This window comes from Bifidobacterium sp. LCP19S3_E9 (assembly GCF_052121135.1).
Taxonomy (GTDB): domain Bacteria; phylum Actinomycetota; class Actinomycetes; order Actinomycetales; family Bifidobacteriaceae; genus Bifidobacterium; species Bifidobacterium thermacidophilum.
Genome location: NZ_JBQKEV010000013.1, coordinates 1 through 21,042 on the forward strand (window position 1 = coordinate 1; position 21,042 = coordinate 21,042).

Sequence of the window (21,042 nt, forward strand, 5' to 3'; positions counted from 1 at the left end):
CGGCACTCGGACGGCCTTTTTAACGACACGTCACGTTAAACGCACGCCGACACGCCTACAGCCACTTGGCCTGACCGGCATCATAAACACCACGTTTAGTTCCTATAGGCCTCGTATGCCGAGGCATGCGCTTTGCGGGTTGACTTGTCGGTGCCATCAATGTTGCCGGTCGGTATCGGTCCATTTGGATGATTTGAGCGGCGGGGTGGAAGAGGATTGACCGTGGACAGGTTGGAGCCTAGGCGGGTAATCGAACATTCCTGCACTGAATCGGAGAACGCTGGGCGGAATCGGAACCGGTCCGTGTCGGCATTGGACCGGACCTGCCCGCCAATCATGGCAGCACAATAAACTTGCGGGATTCCAACGATTCGCCGATGACTTCGGGGTCGACCGTTGTCGCGACAGCCGAGCATCAGCCTAGGCTGATGGACTCAATCGCGAATCGCGCGATGGAATCGGAACCGGTCCCTACCGGCGTCGCAACGGACATGGCTCCCAGCCATGGTATCAACGTAAACAGGCGGAATTCCAGTGATTTGTATGCACTGCGATAATCAACCATTGCGCGGCGGGTCACTTGAGTCGCCCGGATCGCGGACCGAATCGGAGAATAATAGTCGAAAATCAATCCAGTCTGCAAAGGTGCCGATCATTACACCTCCCGCAGGTCACGCCCACGACGAAAACCGCAGAATACCAATAATCTTCCGGTAGGCCTGGCTCTAACCAAGTGACACTCACCCACCCTAGAGGCCAAGTCCGCGGACTTAATCGCAAATTGCGCGTCGGAATCGGAACCAGTCCACACCAGCGCCTGTCCGTCGACGACGGCAACACCGCAAATCCTCGGAATCCCAGCGCTCAAACCACATCATCACAATCATCCGTCGCAAGTGTAGCTGCACGGATCGTCCGGATCGCGGACCGAATCGGAGAATGCGGACTGAAAACTGATTCAGTCCGTGCAGGCATTGGACTTGGCCTGTCCGTCAATCATGGCATCGCTGTAAACCCCCGGGATTTCAATGATTCGTGGATTTCTTTGGGCTGGTCGTCGGCGCGACGGCAAGGCATCCGGCCGAGCCTGTGGCCTGAATCGGAGAACGCGTATCGGAATCGGAACCGATCCACACCAGCGCCGACCGGTATCAGACAACCGCCCGCGGCGACACCGTAAACCCGCAACGTGGAGCCAAAACTTGATACGCGCAACAACAGATTCGACCTCTGATCCGCTCTAAGCGGTGCAGATGCCCTATACCCAATGGCCCCGCTTTTCGGTGTCGAGCAGCCCTGCACGCGTGCATGTCCACGCCATCCCATCCACGGTCCCGACCACGGTTGTGGCGGTCCTATGCCCGAAGAAGTATCATGGCACAATCTCGATATCTCTCGTTTCCGCAACGATTTCGCAAGATTGAGATTATTTTGCATGCGATCGATGCCATTACTCTCCGGTTCGCGTGAGGAGAGATAGGATGCCGCGAGCGTGACATCGATGATCTGGCCAAGTGATACGTGGTCGGGGTTCGCTAGCCCTGTTGAGACGCGCAAGTCGCGGAATCGTCCGGGAATGGGGCAAGCCTACATCACCTGATTGTTCCGCTCATTCGTCGGTGGACATGTGCCCGTGTATCCGGTTCATGCCATTTGAATGAGAAACGATTGATTCGGCGGGCATCGTTGCCCACTGGAACGTAGGGCGGAGCCGGAGGTACGCCTTTGTCCGCCGTCTCCGTACTTCCATTGTATCTATACAATGGCGGAATTTCAGCATTTTCTGATGGTCCGTTGCTCGGTACAGCGGGAAAACTGCATTCGTTGTCATCCCGATTTCCCGCGTAAATATTCTGGTTTTGCGTTAACATTTTTCCGTTAATGAATATGTCCACATTCCGGTACTTCGTGCGTCGTGTCTCGGCGTGTCTCGGCGTGTCGGGCGGTGCCGCACCCCGTCGTCGCCCGACATCCGCCATGTCGCCCCGCTGGAATGCATTCGGTCCAGCGCATCAGGCCTAATCGAAAAACCAGTCGTGCGTGCGCCATCATCCCATGCGCTATCGTGGAAGCTGTTATGGCTGAATCATTCACAGTGCTCAACCCCGCATCCGCCCCCACACAAGGGTCGCTGACGGACAAGAAGTCCGAGTTCATCGCCGACATCTGCCATGTTGACGAGCTTGCGCAAGCGGTGTCTTTCGTGGAGACGATTCGCGAACGCCACCCGAAGGCGCGTCATGTGGCCTATGCCGCGATATGCGGCGATCAAGGGCGGCTCGCAGAGCGGATGAGCGATGACGGCGAGCCCTCGGGCACTGCCGGCAAGCCGATTCTCGATGTGCTTCGCGCCAATCGTCTTACGGATTGCGTGGTGACGGTCACCCGGTATTTCGGCGGTATTCTGCTGGGGTCCGGCGGCTTGACGCGGGCGTATTCTTCGGCGGCGTCATTGGCAGTCAAGGCGGCGGATACCGCGAGAATCGCCACCTGTGTGCGGTTGCGGATGACGGTCGGTTATCCGCAGCTTGACACGCTCACCCATCTCATTGCGCAATCCGACGGCGTACGGGACAACGAACAGTACACCGATGTCGTTCGCCTTGATGCGCTGATCGAGCAATCGAAGGCGCAAGCGTTCAGCGCGCGTGTCGTCGAGGCCTTCAGCGGATCGGTGCACGCCGAGCGGATTGGTGTCGAACACCGGGCGATACAGTGAGGGGTATGAGTGACGGTATGAGCGAGACGACAGCATCGCAACACGAAGAGGCGACTGCGGCCTCACAGGAGGGACAGTTGCAGGAGGGGCAGCCCCAAGACGGGCAGCTTCAACATCAGCAATCCCAAGGCGAATCGGTTGCTGAGGCGCCTAACACTATGGCATCCGATACTGACGCGCCTGACGTCAACGTATCCGAGACAGATACAGACACATCCGACGTCGGTACGCCGGCTTCCGACGCGTCTGATACCGGTACGCCGGATTCTGCCACCCCCGGTGATTCCGACGCGCCCAGTGAGTCCGCCACGCCCGACACCGCAGCCGCGTCCTTCGAACCGCTGACCGTCACCTACGAACGCCTGCGCCATACCGATGACGTCGCCGAACTGCACGAATACGCGCGTCGCCCGTTGCCGGACCGTTCGTTGCAAGCAGCCTTCTCCCGCGCCACCGCACTGCTTGAGGCGGTCGCGGGCAATCAGCATACGCCGCTTGAAGACCGGGTGTTTTTGGCTACCGAGATGCCGTTCCCGAATATCCTGGTCAAACTCTCGGAAGATCCCGAACCTCAGGTGCGTCGTGGGGTCGCCGCGAATCAGGATGACAAGAACTGGCTGGTGGGGCGTCTGACCAAGGACCCCGATCCCTCGGTGCGTGACGCCGCTCTGCGCAACCCCCGTACATCTTGGAAGATGCGTCTTGAAGGGGCGCAGAACCCCGAAGTCGACGCGGACACTTTGGACTTCCTGTCCACGCTTGGCGTGTCGTGCGAACCCGGCGCCCCGGTCGTCCTCGCGGGCATGGTGCGACGCGCGGTAGCCCTCAATCCTCGAGCCTCGCAAGAGACCTTGCAACGTCTGAGCGCTGACACCTCCCCGTCCGTGGCGCGGTGCGCACAGCGCAGGTTGGAAGCAGCGCAGACGGGCGAATCGAATTAAAATCCCAGAAAACTGTCGATGAATCCGGGATTTCGTCTTCTTCTGGTCGCTTTTTGGGCTTACACTTGAACGTATGACAGAGAAGACCGAAAACGATGAGCGCCTCGCTCGTCCTCTGATTCGTCTTGCCAAGCTCGTCGGCATTGGCACCAGCTATGTCGGCCAAAGTAACGACTACCACGAAATCGAGGACGACGTCCTCGTGGCGGTACTCGCGGCGCTTGGCGTGGATGCATCGAACGATGAGGCCATTGAACGTTCCATCCGCACCATTCTCGACGAACGCCACGCGCGTCTGGTTCCTCCGACCGTCCTGCATACGGTCGGCAAGGAGGACTCCGTGCTGGTCAATACCGGCATCCTGGAGATTCCGTCGGCGACCATCACCTTGGAAGATGGCCGGCAGTATGACGGCGAGCTCGTCGCCGGGGCAGGCGACGGCTCTCAGGCGTATTCGTTGGATGGCAAGTTCGTCGCGACCGCCTCGCTGGCCCTGCCGAAGGATCTTCCGATCGGCTACCACACGCTGCATGTGCGTGTTGGTGACCGCGAGCAGGACGCCACACTGATCAGCGCTCCGGAGAAGATCGAGCTGATCGACCCGATGAAGAACAACCAGCTGTGGGGCTGGATGGCTCAGCTGTATTCGATTCGTTCCAACGGTTCGTGGGGTGTCGGTGATTTCGAGGATCTCAAGACCCTCCTCGTGGAAGCCAAGCGCAAGACCGGCGCCGATTTCATGCTCATCAACCCGGTCCACGGCAGTGAGCCAGTGGCTCCGCTGACCCCGTCTCCGTATCTGCCGATCAGCCGTCGTTTCGTGAACTTCACGTACATTCGCCCGGAGTCCATTCCGGAATACAAGCAGCTTGATGACGCCGCTCGCAAGCAGATCGAGGAGCTGCACTCCCAGGTCGAACCGCTCAACGGCGACGCGCAGCTCATCGACCGCGACACCATGTGGCGTATGAAGATGCGTGCGCTGTGGCTGGTGTTCAAGGCGGGACGCTCTGCCGGCCGTCAGGCTGACTTCGACGTGTACAAGAAGGAGCAGGGCGCCGAGCTCGAATCCTATGCCACGTGGTGCCTGTGCTACGACAAGTGGGGCAAGCCCGAAGACACGCCGGACAACTGGGAGCGCAAGTACGCCAAGGATTCCGCGCAGGTCGCGGCGCTGCGCAACCAGTTCCCCGACACGCTCGAGTTCTATCGTTGGCTCGAATGGATTGCCGGCGAGCAGCTCGAATCCGCCCAGCGTGCGGCGAAGGACGCCGGCATGAAGATCGGTCTGATGGCCGATATGGCCGTTGGTGTCCATCCTGCCGGATCCGACGTGTGGTGGAATCCTGAGCGTTTCGCCAAGGGCGCCACGGTCGGCGCGCCGCCGGATTACTTCAACCAGCAGGGTCAGGACTGGAGCCAGCCTCCGCTCAACCCAATCCAGCTGGAAAACACCGGATATCAGGTGTACCGCGAGATGGTGCACGGCATGTTCGCCCGCGCGGGTGCCGTCCGCATCGACCATATCCTGGGCCTGTTCCGCCTGTGGTGGATCCCGCAGGGCAAGGGCGCCAAGCACGGCGCCTACGTGTACTACGATTCCGAGGTCATGCTCGGCATTCTCGCCATTGAAGCGGCGCGCGCCAACGGCGTGGTCGTCGGCGAAGATCTCGGCGTGGTCCCCGATTTCGTGACGAAGTCGCTCGGACGTCACGGCGTGCTCGGTTGCGCTGTTGAATGGTTCGAACAGATGGACGGCAAGTTCAAGGCCCCGAAGACTTGGCGCGAGTATGCACTTGCTTCGGTCAACACCCACGATATGCCGCCGTCTTACGGCTACCTCGAGTATGAGCAGGTGAAAATCCGCGAGAAGCTCAACTTGCTGGACTGCCCGGTCGAGGAATTCCAGGCATCCGCAACCAAGGAGCACAACGCGATGCTCAAGATGCTCGTCGACAACGGCTATCTTGACGCGGAACTGCTCAAGGACGAGAAGGCCAATGAGCAGCAGATCGTTGAGGCGCTGTACCGCGGTCTCAAGGATGCGCCGAGCAAGCTCATCGCGGCATCCATCACCGACGCCGTCGGCGAGAAGCGCGCGCAGAACCAGCCGGGCACCAACAACGAGTACCCGAACTGGCGTATCCCGCTCGCGGATTATGACGGCAACGTTGTTCCGCTTGAGGAGCTCTTCGACAATGAGCGCCTGAAGTCGCTGACGAAGATCATGAATTCCTGACGTATTGTCGGGCGAATCGCGGTGGCCTGTCGGTTGTATTCCGGCAGGCCACCGTTGTATATACGGCGTGGTGGCGTGTTGCGTTTGGGCAGGGGAGACGATATACTTATCGACTGTTGTGTTCCCAAGGGGTCCTTCAAAGCGCTTTCCCACTCGCCATCGAGGACTTTCAGGGAGCCCACGATAAGAAAACCGGGCCGTTTCGCGCTTGCGGGCGGTTAGGTTTGGAACACAATATGAGAAAAGGTACAATCGTGAAGACTTTCACACCGAAGCCAGATGATCTGACTCATGAGTGGTACGTCGTCGACGCCACCGACGTGGTGCTCGGCCGTCTCGCGACGCAGGTCGCTATCCTGCTGCGCGGCAAGAACAAGCCGACGTACGCGCCGCATGCCGATTCCGGCAATCATGTCATCGTCATCAACGCCGCGAAGGTGGCGCTGACTGGCAACAAGCTCGACAAGGTGCTGTACTCGCACTCCGGCCGTCCTGGTGGCCTGCGTCGCGACAAGTACGCCGACCTGCTCGAGCGCAAGCCGGAGCGTATCATCACTGCCGCCGTCCGTGGCATGCTGCCGAAGAACCGTCTTGCGAAGGTGCAGCTCAACCGTCTGCACGTCTTCGCCGGCGAAGAGCATCCGCACACCCCGCAGAAGCCGCAGGTCTTCGAGATCGCGCAGGTTTCTCAGCAGGCCAAGTGAACCGAAGGGAGATAAAGAAACATGGCTGAAAACACCAACGACTCCGCGGTTCTCGAGACCGAAGAGGAGCTCACCTCGTACACCACCGAAACCAACGCCGGCGCTGGTACCGGTACGTCCCAGATTGCACCTTGCTACGGCACTGGCCGCCGCAAGGAAGCCGTCGCCCGTGTCCGTCTGGTTCCGGGCACCGGCAAGTGGACGATCAACGGTCGCGCGCTCGAGGAATATTTCCCGTCGAAGCTGCTGCAGCGTGAGGTGAATTCCCCGATCGTGCTGCTCAAGCTTGAGGGCAAGTTCGACGCCATCGTCCTCGTGGACGGCGGCGGCACCACCGGCCAGGCCGGTGCTATCCGCCTCGGTGTCGCCCGCGCCCTGAACGCGGTCGATCGTGACGCGAACCGTATCGCGCTGAAGAAGGCCGGCTTCCTGACTCGCGACTCCCGTGTCGTCGAGCGCAAGAAGGCTGGTCTGCACAAGGCACGTCGCGCTCCGCAGTTCTCCAAGCGTTAAGTTTGTTTGTTCGCGCTATTGCGCGTTACAGATGCCGGTATCCCGAAAGGGTGCCGGCATTTGTCGTATCACCGCTGTGTTGGTTTGAGCGGTGAAGGAATTGCGCAGCCTAGTGGCGTCTCGCCTGCCTGTGCGACTGTTAGTAATCGCTCCCTGCAACGCATGACGGGTACATGACCACATGAATTCAATATCTCGAGCAGATGGCCTGATTGCCCGAGAAATTGCGAAATACATCCAAATATCTCTTGATGTTGGCGCGGTTGCGCGAGACATTTGGATTCCACAACCCGGCCGACACGATGCGTGACCCGAGAAAATCGCAGAATATCAACGATTTGCCGTAAGTCAATGTGACCCTCACCGACGGCAATATCTCAATATCTCGTGTCTGTCAGCGATTTGAGGGAGATATTGAGACATTTTCCTGAATATCTCGGCGATTTTGCCAATATCCAGAGAAATTGAGAATTCCTTGACACAAGGGATTGCTTCGGAGGGGTGTTGCTCCGGAAGGGGGTGCTCCGGCGGTGCAGAAGCCATCTATACTGCGCCGCCGTCACCCCCAGCCGGTTCAATCAGTCTGCCTGATTTTTCGGCTTGATCTGCTGCATGAGCGTGATGCTGTACTCTGGCACCATCCACGACTCCTGCTCTGGCTTAGCGTCGTCATGATTGTTATGATGCTGCGTCGCCGACTTGGCGGTATTGCGTGAGCTTGTGCCCGGTGCCGTATTCCCGGTTGCATCGGCACTGGTTCCAGCCATTGCGCCTGTCTGCGCTCTTGCGTCGGCAGGAACGCCTTGATACGGGGCACGGAGCTGTTCGGCTGCGTCGGCTTGCGCGATGACGCTTGGAACTGGCGGCGTCATCACCGACGTCGAGTCATGCGGCGTGTTTTGGACTTGGGCGATGACGTCGCTCAGCGGGTGCCGCGTCAGGCGCATCGCCATCCAATTCATGTCAGGCGAGTGCTGGGCCACACTGACTTTGGTGCCTGGGGCGGGCTCGATGCCTTCGGCTTGGGCCGAACTCCACACAGTCTGCCATGAGCTGTCGGCTGGCAGACGGAAGCTGCGGTCACCGGCATCACCGTTGATGATGATGAGCAGATCAGCAGAATTTCGTGCGATCAGACGCATGCCGAACCGGCGTGTCGTAGGATTCGACCAGTCCCTGTCCACCGGCGCGTTGCCGTCTGGCAGGAACCATTGCACGCGGCTGGACTGCTTGAACAGCCCGATTTGTGTCAGACGCGTGTAGAAATCTTCGGTATGGAACAGCGAGAGGGATTTGCGTGCGGAAATCAGCCGCGACACAGATTCAAAAATCCGCAGCTGACTGTTCTTACCGGTCGAGTCCATCCAATCCCATTGCAGCCATGTGATGTCGTTGTCTTGGCAGTAGGCGTTGTTGTTGCCTTGCTGGCTGTTGCCGAACTCGTCACCGGCTTGGAGCATCGGCGTGCCCAGCGACAGCAGCAACGTGCCGAGAAGATTGAGCGTGGCCCGTTCGCGGTGCTGGTTGATGGCGGGGTCATCGGACGGTCCTTCGTGCCCGAAGTTGACTGAATAGTTCACATTCGACCCGTCGTTGTTGTCTTCGCCGTTGTCCTCGTTGTGTTTGCGGGCGTAAGCGGTCAGGTCGGCGGTGGTGAAGCCGTCATGACAGGAAATGAAGTTGATCGACGACGGAGCGCCGCGTCCTGGCTCGGTGGCGAAGAGGTCTGCGGAACCGCACAACCGGGTGGCCATCTCCTGCATGCCGGTTTCCCCGTTGCCCGGCCGGTCGACCGGATCGGTCAACCAGAATTGCCTGACCGAGTTGCGGAAGGTGTCGTTCCACTCGCCGAAGGGCATACCGAACTGGCCGGTGCGCCACCCTTGATAGCCGACATCCCAAGGCTCCATGATGAGTTTCAGGTTGCCCAGCAGCATGTCGCTGCGCAAGGCGTACAGGAAGGGGTGATGCTTGGTGAAGTTGCCGTCGAGACGTGCAAGCGAGGCGGCCAGGTCGAAGCGGAAGCCGTCGACGCCGATCCGTTTGGCCCAGTACCGCAGGCTGTCGATGGCGAAGGTCACGACATGCGTGTTGGAAAAGTCAAGCGTGTTGCCGCAGCCGGTGGTGTCTTCCAACCGGCCGGGATTGTTGCGCTGGTGCCGGTAGTAGGACAGCTCGTCCAGCCCTCTCCAGCATACGGTCGGCCCGTCGGTACCGCCTTCGCATGTGTGGTTGTAGACCACGTCCATGATGACTTCGAATCCGGCCTCGTGCAGGGCTCGGACCATGTCGATGACTTCCTGGCGAACCGCGCGCGGGCCTGAACGTTGTGCGGCCTGCGTGGCGTAGGACGGCTCCGGCGCGAAGTATCCGAGCGTCGAATACCCCCAATAGTTGTGCCGGCCGCGTTGCTGGAGAAACAGCTCATCCTGTTTGGCTTGGATTGGCAGCAGCTCAATCGAGGTGACGCCGAGTGTCTGCAAGTAGGACAGGGTAGCGGGGTGGGCGAGCCCTGCATATGTCCCGCGCAATTCTGGAGGCAGCCACGGCGCGTTCGCTGTGAAGCCTTTGACATGCAGCTCGTAGATGACGGTTTTGCTCCACGGCACGTGGGGGTGGGAGGGCTCGCCTTCGTGCTTGGTGGTGTCTCGGTCATCGATGGCGACGGACACCGGCATGCTGCCGAGGGAGTCAAGTGTGCTCATGTTGCCGTCGGGGGATCCGTGGACGACCCCGTTGTCGATGGTGCACTCGTAGGAGAATGCGGGGGCGTCGAGTTTCATGGTCCCGTCGATGCCCTTGCCGTAAGGGTCGAGCAGGATTTTGTGCGGGTTGAAACGCACGTCATGTTTGGGATTCCATTGCCCGTCCACGCGATAGGCGTAGCGCATGCCGTCCCAGGCCTTGGGCAGGTGGACATACCACAGGCCGTAGTTCGGACCGCTCATTGCGAACAGGGTTTCGCGCACGTACATGGATTCGATGATGCGCGAGCAGATGGGGAAGAGCCGCACTTCTTGCGTCCATGGGATGGGGGACCCCTTGAACAGGCGAACCGCTTCGTTGTAGAAGGCGGAAGGGCGGTCGAGTGGCTCGTAGACGCACAACCAGATGCGGTCGGCTGTTTCCGATCTGACGACGGCATCCGCCCCGCCATCGTCGGTGAAGTAGAGACCTGGCCGTGTGGCGTAACGGTGCAATGGCGGATTTTTCATGGTGCCATTGTAAGGTCTGCGTAGCCTGTTTGCGCAAACATCGCACACGATATGGTCACATGTTGGGGTATCTGCCGCATTGTCGAGCGAAACTCACAGAATCGAACAAAAACCATTCAGTTGATACCATGAGGTGCTCGCCGATTCTCATGAAACGCTCAACACCACGCAAGCATGAGAACGTACCGGTTATCCGCTACATTGTGATGAAGGTCACAGATTCCGGTGACGAGCCGCCGACCGGCGGCGACCCCTTTTGCAGTACAGGCTCGAGGAGGACCAATTGGCAGAAGCAAAGAAAACAGAGGCTACCAAGCCAAGCCCCGAAGAGAAGCTGATCGCGGCTCAGGCCGAGGTCGACGAGCTGGTCAAGAAGGCCCAGGTTGCCCTGAAGGAGTTTGAGAAGCTTGATCAGAAGCAGGTCGATCACATCGTCGCGAAGGCTTCCGTCGCAGCGCTGAACAAGCATCTGCAGCTGGCGAAGATGGCTGTGGACGAGACCGGCCGTGGTCTTGTGGAAGACAAGGCCACCAAGAATATTTTCGCATGCGAGCACGTTACCCACTATTTGGCGGGGCAGAAGACCGTCGGCATCATCCGTTCCGATGATGTCCTCGGCATTGATGAAATCGCCGAGCCGGTCGGTGTGGTCGCGGGTGTCACCCCGGTCACCAACCCGACTTCGACTGCGATTTTCAAGTCCTTGATTGCGCTTAAGACCCGGTGCCCGATCGTCTTCGGCTTCCATCCGTTCGCGCAGAAGTGCTCGGTCGCGGCCGCCAAGATTGTGCGTGACGCGGCCATCGCCGCAGGCGCGCCTGAGAACTGTATCCAGTGGATTGAGCATCCGTCCATCGAGGCGACCGGTGCCCTCATGCGCCACGACGGCGTCGCCACGATTCTCGCGACCGGCGGCCCGGGTATGGTCAAGGCTGCGTACACCTCCGGCAAGCCGGCACTCGGCGTCGGCCCGGGCAATGCTCCGGCGTACGTCGATGCCGATGTCGATGTCGAGCGTGCCGCCAACGACCTCATCCTCTCCAAGCATTTCGATTACGGTATGATCTGCGCCACAGAGCAGGCGATCATCGCCCACAAGGACGTCTACGACCCGCTGGTCAAGGAACTCAAGCGTCGCAAGGCCTACTTTGTGAACCCCGACGAGAAGGCCAAGCTTGAGCAGTACATGTTCGGCTGCACCTCCTATTCCGGTGGTTCCCCGAAGCTCAACTCCGTCGTGCCGGGCAAGTCCCCGCAGTACATCGCCCATGAGGCTGGCTTCGAAGTGCCCGCCGACGTGACCATCCTTGCCGCCGAATGCAAGGAAGTCGGCGAGATGGAGCCGCTTACTCTCGAAAAGCTCTGCCCGGTGCAGGCCGTGCTCAAGGCCGACAATAAGGAGCAGGCTTTCGAGATGTGCGAAGAGATGCTCAAGCATGGCGCCGGCCACACCGCCGCCATCCACACCAACAACCAGGATCTGGCCCGTGAATTCGGTCTGCGCATGCACGCTTGCCGTATCATCTGGAACTCCCCGAGCTCGCTTGGTGGCATCGGCGATATCTACAACTCCATCGCCCCGTCCCTGACCCTGGGCTGCGGCTCCTACGGCGGCAACTCGGTGTCCGGCAACGTCCAGGCCGTCAACCTCATCAACATCAAGCGCATCGCACGGAGGAACAACAACATGCAGTGGTTCAAGGTGCCGCCGAAGACCTATTTCGAGCCGAACGCGATCCGGTATCTGCGCGACATGTACAACCTCAACCGCGCGGTCATCGTGTGCGACAAGGTCATGGAGCAGCTCGGCGTGGTCGACAAGATCATCGACCAGCTGCGCGCCCGCCAGAACCGCGTCACCTTCCGCATCATCGACTACGTCGAGCCGGAACCGTCGGTCGAGACCGTCGAGCGCGGCGCCTCCATGATGCGTGACGAGTTCAAGCCCGACACCATTATCGCCGTTGGCGGTGGCTCCGCGATGGACGCCGCGAAGGTCATGTGGCTCATGTACGAGCACCCGGAGATCGCCTTCTCCGATGTGCGCGAGAAGTTCTTCGATATCCGTAAGCGCGCGTTCAAGATCCCGCCGCTCGGCGAGAAGGCCAAGCTCGTGTGCATCCCGACCTCTTCCGGCACCGGTTCGGAGGTCACTCCGTACGCCGTCATCACCGACCACAAGACCGGCTACAAGTACCCGATCACCGATTACGCGTTGACCCCGTCCGTGGCCATCGTCGACCCGGTGCTCGCCCGCACCCAGCCGCGTCGCTTGGCCTGCGATTCCGGCATGGACGCCCTTACCCACGCAATCGAGGCCTACGTGTCCGTGTACTCCAACGACTTCACCGACGCCATGGCGCTGCACGCCATCAAGATCATCTGGGACAACCTGTCCGAGTCCGTCAACGGTGAAGCCGGTCTTGAGAAGACCGCCGCGCAGGAACATATGCACAACGCCGCCACCATGGCCGGCATGGCCTTCGGCTCCGGCTTCCTCGGCATGTGCCACAGCATGGCGCACACCATCGGTGCGCTGTGCCACGTGGTCCACGGCCACACGAACGCCATCCTGCTGCCGTATGTCATCCGCTACAACGGCCAGGTCCCGTCCGAGCCGACCAGCTGGCCGAAGTACAACAAGTACGTGGCCCCGCAGCGCTACCAGGAAATCGCCCGTCTGATTGGCATCGATCCGGGCAAGACCCCTGAGGAAGGTGTGGAGAACCTCGCCCGCGCTATCGAGGATTACCGAGACAACAAGCTCGGTATGGACGCCAGCTTCAAGGCCTGCGGTGTTGACGAGGATACGTACTGGTCGCTTATCGACCGCATCGGCATGCGCGCCTATGAGGACCAGTGCACGCCGGCGAACCCGCGTATCCCGCTCATCGAGGATATGGAGGACATCGCCATCGCCGCATACTATGGCGTCTCGCAGGCTGAGGGCCACAAGATGCGCGTCGATCGTCTCGGTGTCGCAGCCACCGAAGAGGCTTCCGAGCGCGTGAAGTGATGTCCCGCGGGGCAGATTCCCGCCCGGCATTGATCGCCTGAATCCTAACCATTGCGCCGTCGTACCCAGTCGGGTATGGCGGCGCAACTCATTTCGGGGTCCATGACTGGCTGCGGCCGGCCGGCATCAGCATCTGCTGGCATCAGCTTCTGTCGGCATCTGTCGGAGATGATATGGGTGGCACGGCATCGCTTGTCGTACCATCAGCCTTGCGTAATCGCGTGTTATCATACCTGCTTGTGACAGCCATTGAACAACCGACAGCTTCCCGCCGCCGTACGAAACGCGGCAATTATGCCCCCAGCCGCGCTAGGCGTGAACAGATAGCCTCAGCCGTACTGCAGATTGTCGATCAATCCGGGTATGGCGACGTGACTGTCATCCGGATTTCCAAGGAAACCGGGATACCGCAGTCGAGCGTCCTCTATCATTTCCCCACCAAAGACCATCTGCTGGTCGGCGCGATGGAATACGCCGATTCGCTTGACGGCAAAAAGTACAACCTGGAAAGCGCATGGCCCGAGCTGAGCGAGGACATGCTCGACAAGCTTATCAGGATGAGGCTTTCGCGACGCAACCGGCTGTTGCTCATGGCCTACCTTCGCGGGTTGGCCACGCAGCCGGACAATCCGGCGAGCAAGTACTTGGCGACCAAGGATATGCGCACCGTCGATCATTGGACGAAACTGTGCACGCAGTTGCAGCATCAAGGCGTGATGCACCAAGCCTTGGACGCCAAACGTACCGCGATGCAGATTCTTGCGCTCTGGCAGGGTTTGGTGCAGGCGTATCTGCGTGACGATTCCTTTGATGCCGACACGATGCATGATCTGTTCATGGATGGCATGCGCCATCTGACGTGCAGGAACTGGCAGGAGTTCCTTACCTATCTTTCGCGTCCGGACGTCGGTATCTAGGTTCGCTCCGGACGTTATGACAGCAGCCGGTACGAGAAATCGTGGATCTGGCGGAACACCGCCTCGCTTTCTTCGAGCCACGACATGCAGACGCTGTAGACATGGCCGAGCGGTTTGCCGGGCCGTGTTTTGACGTCGTGGAGTTCGAACTCCTGGTGCGCGCGTGACAGCTCCGTCGCAAGGGCCAGGCTTTCATACTCGATGAAATCGTCGCTGCTGGTCGCCAGATACATGGGCGGTATCATGCTGTTGCGGACCAAGTTGGTGCTGAAGCGGTAGTCGGGGTCGACCTGCGACAGCCGCTTGAAGAAGTGGGGACCGATAACCGACACGACGTCGTCGGGACGTTCGTTGCGCGATTGTGCATCCGTGACCCCCGGTGTGAACGGCGAAAGATCGAAGACTCCCGAAACCGCGGCGACACCACGGATGTGCAGACCCGATGGGGTGACGCCGTATGCTGCGGCCGTTGCGGGGTCGCTTTGCAAGGCAGCCTGATAGAAGGCGAGTGCACCGCCGGCGGAATCGCCGGTGAGGAACACGTGATTAAGGTCGATTGGGTAGGCATCTCCATGCCCGGCGATCCAGGCGAGGCCTGCGGCGATATCGCGCAGCTGTCCGAGGAAATCGGTCTGCGGCGCGGGGCGGTAGTTGAGCGAAAACACTGCGAAACCGTGTTGTGCGAGCGTTACGTTGAAATTGCGGTTGAGTTCCTTATACCCGTATACGAATCCGCCGCCGTGGATATCGACGTAGACAGGCAGCGTGCGGCCTTGGCGGATAATGGCGTCATGGGGTAGATACAAATCGAGCAGATGCCCGCGGATCCCGTCGTTGAGATAAGGGATGTCGGTAATCATATCGATGTCATCGGGCACTGACCAGTACCGTGAGCGTGGCAGATCGCTTCTTGCAAACGCGAGGCGGGTGTCGCGGATGGCCTGCACAGCGTGCTCGTCGTATCCGCAATCGGCGAGGTCTGCGTCGAATTCGGTCCAGCTCGCGGAACGTGGATTGCCGAAATCAAACTGTGGGGTGGCGCCGAGCGCCGACGCATATCTCAGATGTGCCATATCTGCCTCGATTCTCCAACGCCGTCGTCGTTGTGCGGTGGTGCGTAGCCGTATGGCCCAGTCTAGTCTTTCGTTGGGCGGACAGGCGGATTGCGTGTTGCGCCACACCGTGGTGGCGGGCGGCAGCTTGATGTCCTATACTCAGGTGGGCTCTTGTGATGGATGAGATGAGTGGTGTCAGCGCCCGGGGCAGAGTCCCGGAAGTGCGACACGCCGCAGAAATCTTATACATGGCACGTGCTTTAATAATCAAGTTGCCTGTTTTAGGCTCGCATATTGGAATCAAAAAAGCGAGCGCGGCGTCGGCGGCTCCGAGTGGGTCGCTGTCTGGCTGCGCACTGATGTGGTTACGACCGGGGCGTTATGCCTTGGGTCAAGCTCGCCGGTGCCCTGCGACAGGTTGGTAAACAGTAAACGAATCGCTAGAAAGGGCGGACGGCAATGGCGGGACAGAAAATCCGCATCAGGCTTAAGTCCTATGACCATGAGGTCATCGACCAATCGGCGAAGAAAATCGTCGAGACGGTGACGAACGCGGGTGCCACTGTGGTGGGCCCGGTTCCTCTGCCGACCGAGAAGAACGTATTCTGTGTTATTCGTTCTCCTCACAAGTACAAGGATTCTCGCGAGCATTTCGAGATGCGTACTCATAAGCGTCTCATCGACATCGTGGACCCGACCCCGAAGGCCGTGGACTCCCTGATGCACATTGATCTGCCTGCGGATGTCAACATCGAGATCAAGCTGTAAGGGAGGAGGGAACCGCTATGTCACAGAACAAGAATCGCACTGCACTGCTCGGCCGCAAGCTCGGCATGTCGCAGGTCTGGGATGAGAACGGCTTCTTCGTTCCCGTCACCCTGGTCGACGTGTCCACCAACGTGGTCACCGCAGTCAAGACCGAGGAAACCGACGGCTACAAGGCTGTCCAGCTCGGTTACGGCCAGATCGATCCGACGAAGGTGACCAAGCCGCTCGCTGGTCATTTCGCCAAGGCCGGTGTCACCCCGCGTCGTCACCTCGCAGAGGTGCGCACGGAGAACGCCGAGGAGTACAAGCCCGGTCAGGAACTGACCGCCGAGCTGTTCTCCGAAGGTACGCTGGTGGACGTCACCGGCACCACCAAGGGCAAGGGCTTCGCCGGTACCATCAAGCGCTGGGGCTTCAAGTCCTATCGTCGTACTCACGGCTCTCATAAAAACGAGCGTCGCCCCGGTTCAGTCGGTGCATGCGCTACTCCGAGCCGTATTCTCAAGGGCAAGCGCATGGCCGGCCGTATGGGTCATGAGACCAACACCGTGCTCAGCCTTACCATCGTCTCCTCCGATGTCGAGAACGGCATCCTCGCCATCAAGGGCGCCATCCCGGGGCCCAAGGGCGGCATCGTTCTCGTCCGTTCGGCAGTGAAGGGAGCCTGAAACCATGGCAAACGTTACTCTGAACGTCACTGACGTCAAGGGACAGGCCGCTGGCACCGTCGAGGCGCCGGCTGAAATCTTCGGCATTTCCGCTGAAGACGTCCACGCCCACATCCCGCTGATCCACCAGGTGGTCATCGCACAGCTCGCCGCTGCCCGTCAGGGCACCCATGCGGTGAAGAACCGTGCGAAGGTCTCCGGCGGCGGCAAGAAGCCGTGGAAGCAGAAGGGCACCGGCCGTGCACGCCAGGGCTCCATCCGCGCTCCGCAGTGGTACCACGGTGGCGTTGTCCACGGGCCGGTTCCGCGTGACTACAGCCAGCGCACCCCGAAGAAGATGAAGGCTGCAGCTCTGCGCTACATCCTCTCCGATCGCGCCAACGCCGGTCACATCGGTGTCATCGATTTCGGTGGCATCGAGACCCCGTCCACGAAGACCGCTGTTACCGCGCTGAACGCCGTGAGCTCCAACGAGTTCACCACCGTGGTGTTCTCCCGCGACAACATCAACGAGTGGCTGTCGGTGCGCAACATCCCGACCGTGCACCCGATCTTCGCGGATCAGCTCAACACGTACGACGTGGTCACCGCCAAGTATGTCGTCTTCTCGAAGGAAGGCTTCGACGCCTTCGTTGCAGCGAAGACGAAGTCGGCCACGAAGGAGGCCTGATCCACATGGTCGCTATTCACAAGCCAGCACACGACATCATCCTCAAGCCTGTTGTCTCTGAGAAGAGCTACGCCGAGTCCGATCGCGGCCGCTACACCTTCGTTGTGGCGCCGAACGCGAACAAGGTGCAGATCAAGCAGGCCATCGAAGAGATCTTCAATGTCAAGGTGACGAATGTCAACACCCTCAACCGCGCGGGCAAGCGCAAGCGCACCCGCACCGGTTTCGGTCAGCGTGTCAATCAGAAGCGCGCGATCGTGACCGTGGCCGAGGGCCAGACGATCGACATCTTCGGTAACTGAAGGCTAGCCGAGAAAGTCAAAGGAAGAACTACATTATGGCTATCCGCGTTTATAAGCCGACGACTGCAGGCCGTCGCAACGCGTCCGTGTCGGATTTCTCCGACGTCACGCGCTCCACGCCTGAGAAGTCGCTGGTTCGCAAGCTCACCAAGACCGGCGGTCGTAACTCTTATGGCCGTATGACCTCCCGCCATCGTGGCGGCGGCCACAAGCGCCAGTACCGTCTCATCGACTTCAAGCGTTGGGACAAGGACGGCGTGCCGGCGAAGGTCGCTCACATCGAGTACGACCCGAACCGTTCGGCCCGCATCGCACTGCTGCACTATGCAGATGGTGAGAAGCGCTACATCATCGCTCCGGAAGGCGTCAAGCAGGGCGACATCATTGAGACCGGTGAACAGGCCGATATCAAGCCCGGCAACAACCTGCCGCTGCGCAACATCCCGACCGGTACCATTGTGCACGCCATCGAGCTCCGCCCGCTGGGCGGCGCGAAGATTGCGCGTTCCGCTGGTGCTGCCGTTCAGCTCGTCGCTAAGGATGGCGCTTACGCCCAGCTGCGTATGCCGTCCGGCGAAATCCGCAACGTCGACGCTCGCTGCCGCGCGACCGTCGGTGAGGTCGGCAACGCCGATCACGCCAACGTCCAGCTCGGTAAGGCAGGTCGCGCCCGCTGGATGGGCAAGCGCCCGATCACTCGTGGTGAGTCCATGAACCCGGTCGACCACCCGCACGGCGGTCGTACTCGTGGTGGCAAGCCGCCAGTGTCTCCGTGGGGCAAGGGCGAAGTTCGTACTCGCCGTCCGAAGAAGGCTTCGAACAAGATGATTGTTCGTCGTCGTCCGAATGGTAAGAACCGCAAGTAAGGGAGTGTCGAGTAGATGACTCGTAGCATCAAGAAGGGCCCATTCGTCGACGCCCACTTGCAGAAGAAAGTCGACGAGCAGAACGAGAAGGGCACGCACAACGTCATCAAGACGTGGTCGCGCCGTTCGATGATCACCCCGGACTTCATCGGCCACACCTTCGCCGTCCATGACGGCCGCAAGCATGTGCCGGTGTTCGTCACCGAGGCAATGGTTGGCCACAAGCTCGGCGAGTTCGCCCCGACCAAGACCTTCAAGGGTCATGTGAAGGACGACAAGAAGGCACGCCGCTAAAGAGGAGACAAGACACATGGAAGCTAAAGCAATCGCTCGTCACGTCCGCGTGACGCCGCGCAAGGCTCGCCGCATGGTCGACCTCATCCGAGGCAAGCGTGCGACCGACGCCATTACCATTCTCAAGTTCGCTCCTCAGTCCGCCGCACTCCCCGTGCGCAAGACTCTGGAGAGCGCTATCGCCAACGCTCGCGTGAAGGCCGACAAGGCCGGCGAGCCGTTCCGCGAGAACGACCTGTTCATCAAGGAGACCTATGTGGACGAAGGCGTGACGCTCAAGCGTTTCCGCGCTCGTGCCCAGGGCCGTGCCGCTCGCATCAACAAGCGCACCAGCCACATCACGGTCGTTGTCGCTAGCAAGGAAGGAGCCCGCTAAAGATGGGTCAGAAGATCAATCCCTTTGGCTATCGCCTGGGTATCACTGAGAACCATCGTTCCAAGTGGTTCTCCGATTCCAACAAGGTTGGCGAGCGTTACCGTGACTTCGTGCTGGAGGATGACAAGATCCGCAAGGCGCTGAGCAAGGATCTCGAGCGTGCGGGCGTGTCCCGTATCGTCATCGAGCGTACCCGTGACCGTGTGCGTGTGGACATCCACACCGCCCGCCCGGGCATCGTGATCGGCCGCCGTGGTGCTGAGGCTGAGCGCGTTCGCGCCAAGCTCGAGAAGCTCACCGGCAAGCAGGTCCAGCTCAACATCTTCGAAGTGAAGAACGCGGCTCTTGACGCTCAGCTCGTCGCCCAGAGCATCGCTGAGCAGCTGACCAACCGCGTCACCTTCCGCCGTGCCATGCGCAAGGCGGAGCAGGACGCAATGCGTGCCGGCGCAAAGGGTATCCGCATCAAGCTCTCCGGCCGTCTCGGCGGTGCGGAAATGAGCCGTTCCGAGTTCTATCGCGAGGGTCGCGTTCCGCTGCAGACTCTCCGTGCCCTCATCGATTACGGCTTCTTCGAAGCCCGCACCACTTACGGCCGTATCGGCGTGAAGGTGTGGATCTACAAGGGCGATATGACTGAGACTCAGTTCGAAGAGCAGCAGGCTCAGCAGAACAACAGCCGTCCGGGTCGTCGTGGCGATCGTCGCCAGCGCCGTGGCGGTCAGCGTTCCGCTCAGACCAAGCCCGCGACCGAAGCCGCTCAGGCGGCCCCGGCTGCAGCCGAAGCTGAGGCTCCTGCCGCAACGGAAACGAAGGAGTGAGCTGGAATGCTTATCCCAAAGAGAGTTAAATACCGCAAGCAGCATCGCCCGGACCGTCATGGTATGTCCAAGGGCGGCAACGAGATCGCTTTCGGCGATTACGGCATCCAGGCGCTTGCCCCGGCTTATGTGACGAACCGTCAGATCGAAGCCGCACGTATCGCCATGACCCGCTACATCAAGCGTGGTGGCCGCGTGTGGATCACGATCTTCCCGGATCGCCCGCTGACCAAGCACCCGCTCGGCGCCCGAATGGGTTCCGGTAAGGGCGCGCCTGAGTTCTGGATCGCCGATATCCACCCCGGTCGAGTCATGTTCGAGATCGGTGGTGTCACGGAGGATGTCGCTCACGAGGCTCTGCGCCGCGCTATCGACAAGCTCCCCATGAAGTGCCGTATTATCGCGCGTGAAGGCGGTGACATCTGATGCCAGTCGGAACTGCAGACTATTCCATCAAGAATCTCAACGAGAAGACCAATGCGGAAATCGAGGGCTTCCTCAAGAAGTCCAAGGAAGAGCTGTTCAACCTGCGCTTCCAGCACGCAACCGGCCAGCTCGAAAACACCGCCCGTCTCAAGGCCGTCAAGCGCGACATCGCCCGGATGTACACCGTCCTGCGCGAGCGCGAACTCGGTATCACCGAGGAGCCTGAGGCTGCGGATACGAAAGCTGAGGAGAAGTAAGCATGGCTGAAAAGCAAGAGCGTAACTTCCGCAAGGTTCGTCGCGGTTACGTCGTGTCCGAAGCTATGGACAAGACGATTACCGTCGAGCTCGAGCAGCGTTCGACCCACCCGCTGTACGGCAAGGTCGTCCGCTCCACCCGCAAGGTCAAGGCCCATGATGAACACAACGAAGCCCACGTTGGCGACCTCGTGAGTATTATGGAGACTCGGCCTCTGAGCAAGACCAAGCGTTGGCGTCTCGATAGCATTATCGAGCGCGCCAAGTAACAAGTT

20 protein-coding genes are annotated in these 21,042 nt (G+C 60.1%); 18 read left to right on the forward strand and 2 right to left on the reverse strand.

The window, feature by feature from the left end:
* The first annotated feature begins 2,077 nt into the window (after positions 1-2,077).
* From ACTQYB_RS07225 to rpsI, 5 genes are all read left to right on the forward strand, one after another.
* Positions 2,078-2,719, forward strand: coding sequence for an IMPACT family protein (locus tag ACTQYB_RS07225; protein ID WP_441482301.1), 642 nt, complete (start codon positions 2,078-2,080; stop codon positions 2,717-2,719).
* Positions 2,720-2,877: 158 nt separating this feature from the next.
* Positions 2,878-3,660 carry an AbrB family transcriptional regulator gene (locus tag ACTQYB_RS07230; RefSeq protein WP_441482320.1) on the forward strand — a complete coding sequence of 261 codons (783 nt, stop codon included), beginning with the start codon at positions 2,878-2,880 and terminating at the stop codon, positions 3,658-3,660.
* Positions 3,661-3,733: 73 nt separating this feature from the next.
* The gene (gene malQ, locus ACTQYB_RS07235) at positions 3,734-5,899 is read left to right on the forward strand and encodes a 4-alpha-glucanotransferase (RefSeq protein WP_412170458.1); all 2,166 of its coding nucleotides are present in this window, start codon (positions 3,734-3,736) and stop codon (positions 5,897-5,899) included.
* Between the two features lie 254 nt (positions 5,900-6,153).
* Positions 6,154-6,603, forward strand: coding sequence for a 50S ribosomal protein L13 (gene rplM / locus ACTQYB_RS07240; protein ID WP_033491996.1), 450 nt, complete (start codon positions 6,154-6,156; stop codon positions 6,601-6,603).
* Between the two features lie 21 nt (positions 6,604-6,624).
* A complete protein-coding gene (rpsI, locus tag ACTQYB_RS07245; protein ID WP_441482302.1) occupies positions 6,625-7,116 on the forward strand; it encodes a 30S ribosomal protein S9 in 492 nt (163 codons plus the stop codon).
* 578 nt (positions 7,117-7,694) lie between these two features.
* Here rpsI and glgX read toward each other — a convergent pair.
* Positions 7,695-10,331 carry a glycogen debranching protein GlgX gene (glgX, locus tag ACTQYB_RS07250; protein WP_441482303.1) on the reverse strand — a complete coding sequence of 879 codons (2,637 nt, stop codon included), beginning with the start codon at positions 10,329-10,331 and terminating at the stop codon, positions 7,695-7,697.
* Between the two features lie 283 nt (positions 10,332-10,614).
* Here glgX and adhE point away from each other — a divergent pair, with 283 nt between their 5' ends.
* Together adhE and ACTQYB_RS07260 are read left to right on the forward strand one after the other, a co-directional pair.
* The gene (gene adhE / locus ACTQYB_RS07255; RefSeq protein WP_033505973.1) at positions 10,615-13,347 is read left to right on the forward strand and encodes a bifunctional acetaldehyde-CoA/alcohol dehydrogenase; all 2,733 of its coding nucleotides are present in this window, start codon (positions 10,615-10,617) and stop codon (positions 13,345-13,347) included.
* A gap of 239 nt (positions 13,348-13,586) precedes the next feature.
* Positions 13,587-14,264: a TetR/AcrR family transcriptional regulator gene (locus tag ACTQYB_RS07260; RefSeq protein WP_441482304.1), complete on the forward strand. Its 678-nt coding sequence runs from the start codon at positions 13,587-13,589 to the stop codon at positions 14,262-14,264.
* Between the two features lie 14 nt (positions 14,265-14,278).
* Here the strand turns inward: ACTQYB_RS07260 and ACTQYB_RS07265 are convergent, their stop codons facing one another.
* Positions 14,279-15,337 carry an alpha/beta hydrolase gene (locus ACTQYB_RS07265; RefSeq protein WP_441482305.1) on the reverse strand — a complete coding sequence of 353 codons (1,059 nt, stop codon included), beginning with the start codon at positions 15,335-15,337 and terminating at the stop codon, positions 14,279-14,281.
* Positions 15,338-15,778: 441 nt separating this feature from the next.
* Here ACTQYB_RS07265 and rpsJ point away from each other — a divergent pair, with 441 nt between their 5' ends.
* From rpsJ to rpsQ, 11 genes are read left to right on the forward strand one after another with little or no spacing between them, the layout of a single operon-like run.
* Entirely contained in the window at positions 15,779-16,087 is a 309-nt protein-coding gene (gene rpsJ / locus ACTQYB_RS07270) for a 30S ribosomal protein S10 (RefSeq protein ID WP_003827292.1), read from the forward strand.
* Between the two features lie 17 nt (positions 16,088-16,104).
* Positions 16,105-16,755 carry a 50S ribosomal protein L3 gene (rplC, locus tag ACTQYB_RS07275; RefSeq protein ID WP_015450972.1) on the forward strand — a complete coding sequence of 217 codons (651 nt, stop codon included), beginning with the start codon at positions 16,105-16,107 and terminating at the stop codon, positions 16,753-16,755.
* A 4-nt stretch (positions 16,756-16,759) separates the two neighbouring features.
* Entirely contained in the window at positions 16,760-17,425 is a 666-nt protein-coding gene (gene rplD, locus ACTQYB_RS07280) for a 50S ribosomal protein L4 (protein WP_015450971.1), read from the forward strand.
* 5 nt (positions 17,426-17,430) lie between these two features.
* Positions 17,431-17,727 carry a 50S ribosomal protein L23 gene (gene rplW, locus ACTQYB_RS07285; protein ID WP_015450970.1) on the forward strand — a complete coding sequence of 99 codons (297 nt, stop codon included), beginning with the start codon at positions 17,431-17,433 and terminating at the stop codon, positions 17,725-17,727.
* Positions 17,728-17,762: 35 nt separating this feature from the next.
* Positions 17,763-18,593 (forward strand): 50S ribosomal protein L2, encoded by an 831-nt coding sequence (gene rplB, locus ACTQYB_RS07290; RefSeq protein ID WP_015450969.1) that lies wholly within the window; start codon positions 17,763-17,765, stop codon positions 18,591-18,593.
* Positions 18,594-18,608: 15 nt separating this feature from the next.
* A complete protein-coding gene (gene rpsS / locus ACTQYB_RS07295; protein WP_015450968.1) occupies positions 18,609-18,887 on the forward strand; it encodes a 30S ribosomal protein S19 in 279 nt (92 codons plus the stop codon).
* Between the two features lie 16 nt (positions 18,888-18,903).
* Positions 18,904-19,263: a 50S ribosomal protein L22 gene (rplV, locus tag ACTQYB_RS07300; RefSeq protein ID WP_015450967.1), complete on the forward strand. Its 360-nt coding sequence runs from the start codon at positions 18,904-18,906 to the stop codon at positions 19,261-19,263.
* A 2-nt stretch (positions 19,264-19,265) separates the two neighbouring features.
* On the forward strand, positions 19,266-20,084 hold the full coding sequence (gene rpsC / locus ACTQYB_RS07305) for a 30S ribosomal protein S3 (RefSeq protein WP_033505971.1): 819 nt from the start codon (positions 19,266-19,268) through the stop codon (positions 20,082-20,084).
* A 6-nt stretch (positions 20,085-20,090) separates the two neighbouring features.
* Positions 20,091-20,510 (forward strand): 50S ribosomal protein L16, encoded by a 420-nt coding sequence (rplP, locus tag ACTQYB_RS07310; protein WP_033505969.1) that lies wholly within the window; start codon positions 20,091-20,093, stop codon positions 20,508-20,510.
* Positions 20,510-20,767, forward strand: a complete 258-nt coding sequence (rpmC, locus tag ACTQYB_RS07315; RefSeq protein WP_015450964.1) for a 50S ribosomal protein L29 — start codon at positions 20,510-20,512, stop codon at positions 20,765-20,767. The genes rplP and rpmC overlap by 1 nt, the downstream gene beginning before the upstream one ends.
* 2 nt (positions 20,768-20,769) lie before the next feature.
* Complete coding sequence (gene rpsQ, locus ACTQYB_RS07320) at positions 20,770-21,036, forward strand: 30S ribosomal protein S17 (protein ID WP_015450963.1); 267 nt, start codon at positions 20,770-20,772, stop codon at positions 21,034-21,036.
* The last annotated feature ends 6 nt before the right edge of the window (positions 21,037-21,042 follow it).